The 4685-nt window shown below is 42.9% G+C and carries 4 protein-coding genes and 1 pseudogene; 4 read left to right on the top strand and 1 reads right to left on the bottom strand.

Annotated elements, in window-relative coordinates:
* Nucleotides 1-311 precede the first annotated feature (311 nt).
* Nucleotides 312-2021, bottom strand: a complete 1710-nt coding sequence (menD, locus tag O9295_RS26355) for a 2-succinyl-5-enolpyruvyl-6-hydroxy-3-cyclohexene-1-carboxylic-acid synthase (protein ID WP_288036223.1) — start codon at nt 2019-2021, stop codon at nt 312-314.
* 280 nt (nt 2022-2301) lie between these two features.
* Between menD and O9295_RS26350 the strand changes: the two genes are divergently transcribed.
* The 4 genes and pseudogenes from O9295_RS26350 to O9295_RS26335 all read left to right on the top strand — a co-directional run.
* Nucleotides 2302-2712, top strand: coding sequence for a M67 family metallopeptidase (locus O9295_RS26350; RefSeq protein WP_004162447.1), 411 nt, complete (start codon nt 2302-2304; stop codon nt 2710-2712).
* Nucleotides 2713-2718: 6 nt separating this feature from the next.
* Entirely contained in the window at nt 2719-3231 is a 513-nt protein-coding gene (locus tag O9295_RS26345; RefSeq protein ID WP_288036222.1) for a cobalamin biosynthesis protein, read from the top strand.
* A 7-nt stretch (nt 3232-3238) separates the two neighbouring features.
* On the top strand, nt 3239-4414 hold the full coding sequence (locus O9295_RS26340) for a lipid-A-disaccharide synthase-related protein (protein WP_288036220.1): 1176 nt from the start codon (nt 3239-3241) through the stop codon (nt 4412-4414).
* Nucleotides 4415-4552: 138 nt separating this feature from the next.
* A pseudogene (locus O9295_RS26335) lies at nt 4553-4685 on the top strand (DUF4164 domain-containing protein); the annotation flags it as partial.

Below are 4685 nucleotides of genomic sequence, written 5' to 3'. Positions count from 1 at the left end.
CATTACGGGACAAAGGGTTAACCTCGATTGATGATTTTCCTTGATCTATCTGGGTTTCAGCGATTTTGGGCTTCTCGAAGTAAATCCCAAGCGGGGATTGGAGTTGAGGCTTTTCTCGATTTGTTTTTTGTCTAAGTCCCAATAGGCACTCATGCACTCTTGCAATAGGCACTCTTGCAATAGGCAGCTTTATTCTCCCCACTTCCCCACTTCCCCACTTCCCCACTTCCCCACACCCCACACCCTACACCCTACACCCTACTTCCCCACTTCCCCACTTCCCCACTTCCCCACACCCTACACCCCACACCCTACACATAATTACTGAGGAACCATTGAGTATTAAAAGCTCGATCGCAGGATATTTCTAGTAATCTTATCCCTGATTCCGGCAAAACTGCGATTTTTTCCTGAAAATCAGTCCAATCGCTGATTAAATGGTAATCAATACCGTAGGTGCGACAGAGTTGGCAAAAGTCGATATTTTGGGGAGTGGCAAAAAATTCTTCAAAGGGAGGGTCAAATTTGGCGATCGGCAACATCTGGAAAATGCCTCCCCCCTTGTTATTGATTAAAATTATGGTCAAGGAGCCAACAAAATATTTTTTGATTAAAAAACCATTTGTGTCGTGTAATAGGGCTAAATCTCCCGTTAATAACAGACTGGGGACATTTTTATAAGCTATTCCTATCGCAGTGGAGAGGTTGCCGTCGATGCCATTGGCCCCGCGGTTAAAATAGGGACGAATTTGGCGATCGCTAGGCGGGTTAAAAAACTCGGCATAGCGAACAGGCATACTATTAGAGATAAAGATCGGGGTGCGGGGGGGGAGGTATTGGGAGAGCAGCCAGGGGATTTTACCTTCAATCAGTTTAGTTTCTGCTGCCAAAAGGCGATCGATGGTTAATCGAGCTTGCTGGTCGAATTTTTGCCATAATTGCCGATATTCTCGATTATTATCGGTTTTATCTGGGAATAAATCCCCTAATTGCTCGATATTTACCCTGAGATGTCCGGTTTTTCCCTGTAGAGGATCGTAATTATCGGGATGGGGATCGATAATCCAGCGCGGACAGTCGATTTCTTCTAACCAGGTCCGTAATTCTTTGCTGGTGGGTAATTCGCCAATTTGCAGGACAACATCGGGGGTTAATTGGGTTCTAAGGGCAGGATTCCGCAATAATAAATCATAGGTGGTGATGAGATGGGGATTTAACCCTGCATAGTTTCGCAGAGGAGATAAAGCTTCCGCTAAGACGGGATATTGTTGCGATCGGGCTAAATTAGCGATCGCCTGACAGTAACTTTCAGGGTTTTGCGGGGAAGCTAATCCCGCGATGATAATTCCTTTGGAGGGTAAAGAATTAATTTGGAGAATTGAGTGGTTAATTGGCATATTTTGCCGAGATATATGGCTAAAAAAAGCCTCTTGGTCAAAATTAGCCTCTAAATTGTTAATTTCTAGATCGGGAGTTGGTGCGAGGGGATCCCGAAATGGTAAGTTCAGATGCACCACTCCGGGGACAGGATCGAGACAGCGCCACCACGCGTGGATGATAGTTTGACGGAGATAGCGTAAACGCTCGATATTGGCACTAGGACAGCTAATTTCCGCTTGCCAATTTGGATAATTACCGTAGAGTTTGACTTGATCGATAGTCTGACCGGCGTGAGCATGACGCAATTCTGGGGGGCGATCGGCGGTTAGAATTAATAAAGGGACATGACTTTCTTTTGCTTCAATGACTGCGGGATAAAAATTAGCCGTGGCAGTGCCAGAAGTGCAGACTAAAACCACCGGTTGATACAATTGTTTGGCTAATCCCAGGGCAAAAAAAGCGGCCGAGCGCTCGTCTAAGATGGGAATAGCTTCAATCTGGGGATGTCTTGCCAAGGCTACCGTTAAAGGAGTCGATCGCGATCCGGGAGAAACCACCCCTATCTTCAATCCCAAACGGGCCAATGTTTCGACTAAAATAGAACCCCAAAGTGTATTAAGATTGCGAAAATCGATCGACATTTATCAGTTCAGTGGCAAAGGTTAGGGGACAATAAGATAAATTTAACACTGGCCGGAACCGGCTAAGAATAAGTTATTCCTGAGTCAGCGATGCAGAAGTTATTAAAAGAGAGCGAAGGCAATTAGTCCCTACAATAATATTATTGCGCCAATGGTAGGGGCGCATCGCGTACGGACAAAATGTCCTATAGATATTTCGACCAAATTGAGATGCACCCAGTTTTCAAGTTCCCTATAGCCAAAGCAAACTAACATCAATAGGTTTTGAAAATTTTCCCTTATGATCCTGATTACAGACCAAATTTCCCAGCGTATTTTCACCCACGCAGAATCCACCTATCCCGAAGAATGTTGTGGGTTACTCTTGGGAAAAATTACCGAAACAGCAGCCCAAGTGATCACCGTGCAAACCACAGAAAATAACTGGTCAGGTAATAGGAAAAACCGCTTTAGTATTGCTCCAGAAGTGCTTTTACAAGCTCAAAAATCGGCGCGGGAAAACCAGCTAGAAATTATTGGTATCTATCATTCCCATCCCGATCATGCCGCCATTCCCTCGGAAATTGATCGCCAATTAGCTTGGTCAGGATATACTTATTTAATTGTCTCCGTCGTTTCAGGACGAGCGATCGATTTACAAGCTTGGCAACTGGACGAAGGCGAACAATTTCAACCGGTAAAAATATTGTAGTCTTGTATGACTAGCGCTTCCCCCGCTTTCCACTCACCCGCAATCGATTTAATTGGGATAGGTCCCCTGTGGACAGGTTTTAGCCAACCTCGTTTTTCCCCCGATCCTTCCGGGGTAAAAGTGCAGTACCATGGACGATTATTATGGCTAGGAATAGGTTGCATCCGTGGGACGGAGAAAGCGGTCATAGATAGGGCAATTAGGGATGTTTTTAAGCGTTATCACCTCTCTTTAGCCGCTATTGCTGGTATCGCCACCCTTGACATCAAAGCTAATGAACGGGGTTTAATTGCCTATTGTCAAGAGCAAGGATTGCCACTAAAAACCTTTACTGCTGAGGAGTTGAGAGATATTAATGTCCCCAATCCCTCAGCTATTGTCAACAAGAAAGAAGGAACCCCTAGCGTCGCTGAAGCTGCCGCTTTAAAAATGGGCCATACTTTGCTAGTAAGCAAGCAAATAGAAGCCAAATCGGTGACGGTGGCGGTTTCTTTGGCAGCAAGGGAATATAGAGGATAACAAATCGATGCTTAAACAGGTTTTATTTCTTAGTAATGGTCATGGCGAGGATTTAAATGCTAGTTTAATTCTGGGGGAATTACAAAAAATTCAGCCCCAATTATCTATAGCTGCTTTGCCTTTAGTGGGAGAGGGAAAAGCTTATCAAAAATTGCCAGTACCAATTATTGCCCCCACTGCCACTATGCCATCGGGGGGAATTATTTATACCAATCCTTTGAATTGGATTAAGGATATTGGTGCGGGATTAATTAGTCTAACTATTCAGCAAATTCAGGCAGCTTTTAAAGTTAGCAAGGATTGTGATTTATTGATAGCAGTGGGGGATATCGTGCCGATTGCGATCGCTTGTTTAACTGGTCGTCCCTTTGTGGCTTTTATTGTTTCTACTTCCAGTTATTACGAAGGTACAATTAAATTACCTTTGCTGACAAAATTATGTTTAAGATCGAAGAATTGTTTAAGAGTTTTTACCCGGGATAAATATACAGCAACAGACCTACAAAATCGGGGTATTAAAAAAGCGATTTTTGCTGGTTATCCGATTATGGATGTCTTAACACCAACGGGTAAAGATTTAGAATTAGATCGTCAAATTCCCATGATTGCTTTATTAGCGGGGAGTCGTTTACCCGAAGCTTTGAGTAATTTGGCTTTACAGTTACAAGTCTGTGAGGAAATAGTTAAAATTAAACCGATGCAGTTTCGGGCTGCTATTGTTCCTAGTATCAGAGAAACCGACTTAGAAAATTTAGCTAAACAAGAGGGATGGCATTATTTAGGAGCGGGAAAATTAGAGAAAAATGGGGCTTTATTGTGCTGTTATCGTGATGCTTTTGCCGATATTCTACACCATTGTGACGCTTGTTTAGCCATGGCGGGGACAGCAGTAGAACAAGCGGTGGGATTAGGAAAACCCGTCCTACAAATACCCGGATTTGGTCCCCAATTTACCTATCCTTTTGCCGAGGCACAAATGCGCTTATTAGGGGAATCGGTGATAACTATTGGACAGAAACCCACGGAGGTAAATTTATTTAAAAATGCCGCGGTTAAAATTATTGATATTTTGGCAGATTCTCGTTATTTACACAGATGTTTAGAAAATGGCAAAATTAGAGTGGGAGAGTCTGGAGGTAGCAGAAATATTGCCGAGGAAATTTATAGCATTTTTCAAAAGTAATGGCAGAGATAGTTATACTAAATCCGTTGAGTATAGGCTACATATCAGGAGAGGCAATAGATAATCAGTCTTTAATAACCAGATTTAGGATTAAAATAAAATTATTGTACTATCATTACTCCCAGGGATGTTACCAAAATGTCTAACGAAACCGTTACTTATAGTCTTGAATCCGTCCTCAAGGAAATCAAAGACAGCATCAAGGAAGTTAACCAAAAAATCGATACCTTCCAACAGGATGTTAACCAGAAATTTGACAGCCTACAGAAGG

Source organism: Microcystis sp. LE18-22.4A (assembly GCF_027531105.1).
Taxonomy (GTDB): Bacteria; Cyanobacteriota; Cyanobacteriia; order Cyanobacteriales; family Microcystaceae; genus Microcystis; species Microcystis aeruginosa.
Note: the sequence above shows the minus strand (reverse complement) of the source record. Positions and strands in the feature narration are given on the sequence as shown.

What these genes read in the sequence shown, in the direction of transcription:
- O9295_RS26340 (WP_288036220.1), top strand. Translation starts at nt 3,239, where the DNA reads ATGCTTAAACAGGTTTTATTTCTTAGTAATGGTCATGGCGAGGATTTA.
- O9295_RS26350 (WP_004162447.1), top strand. Translation starts at nt 2,302, where the DNA reads ATGATCCTGATTACAGACCAAATTTCCCAGCGTATTTTCACCCACGCA.
- O9295_RS26345 (WP_288036222.1), top strand. Translation starts at nt 2,719, where the DNA reads ATGACTAGCGCTTCCCCCGCTTTCCACTCACCCGCAATCGATTTAATT.
- menD (WP_288036223.1), bottom strand. Translation starts at nt 2,021, where the DNA reads ATGTCGATCGATTTTCGCAATCTTAATACACTTTGGGGTTCTATTTTA.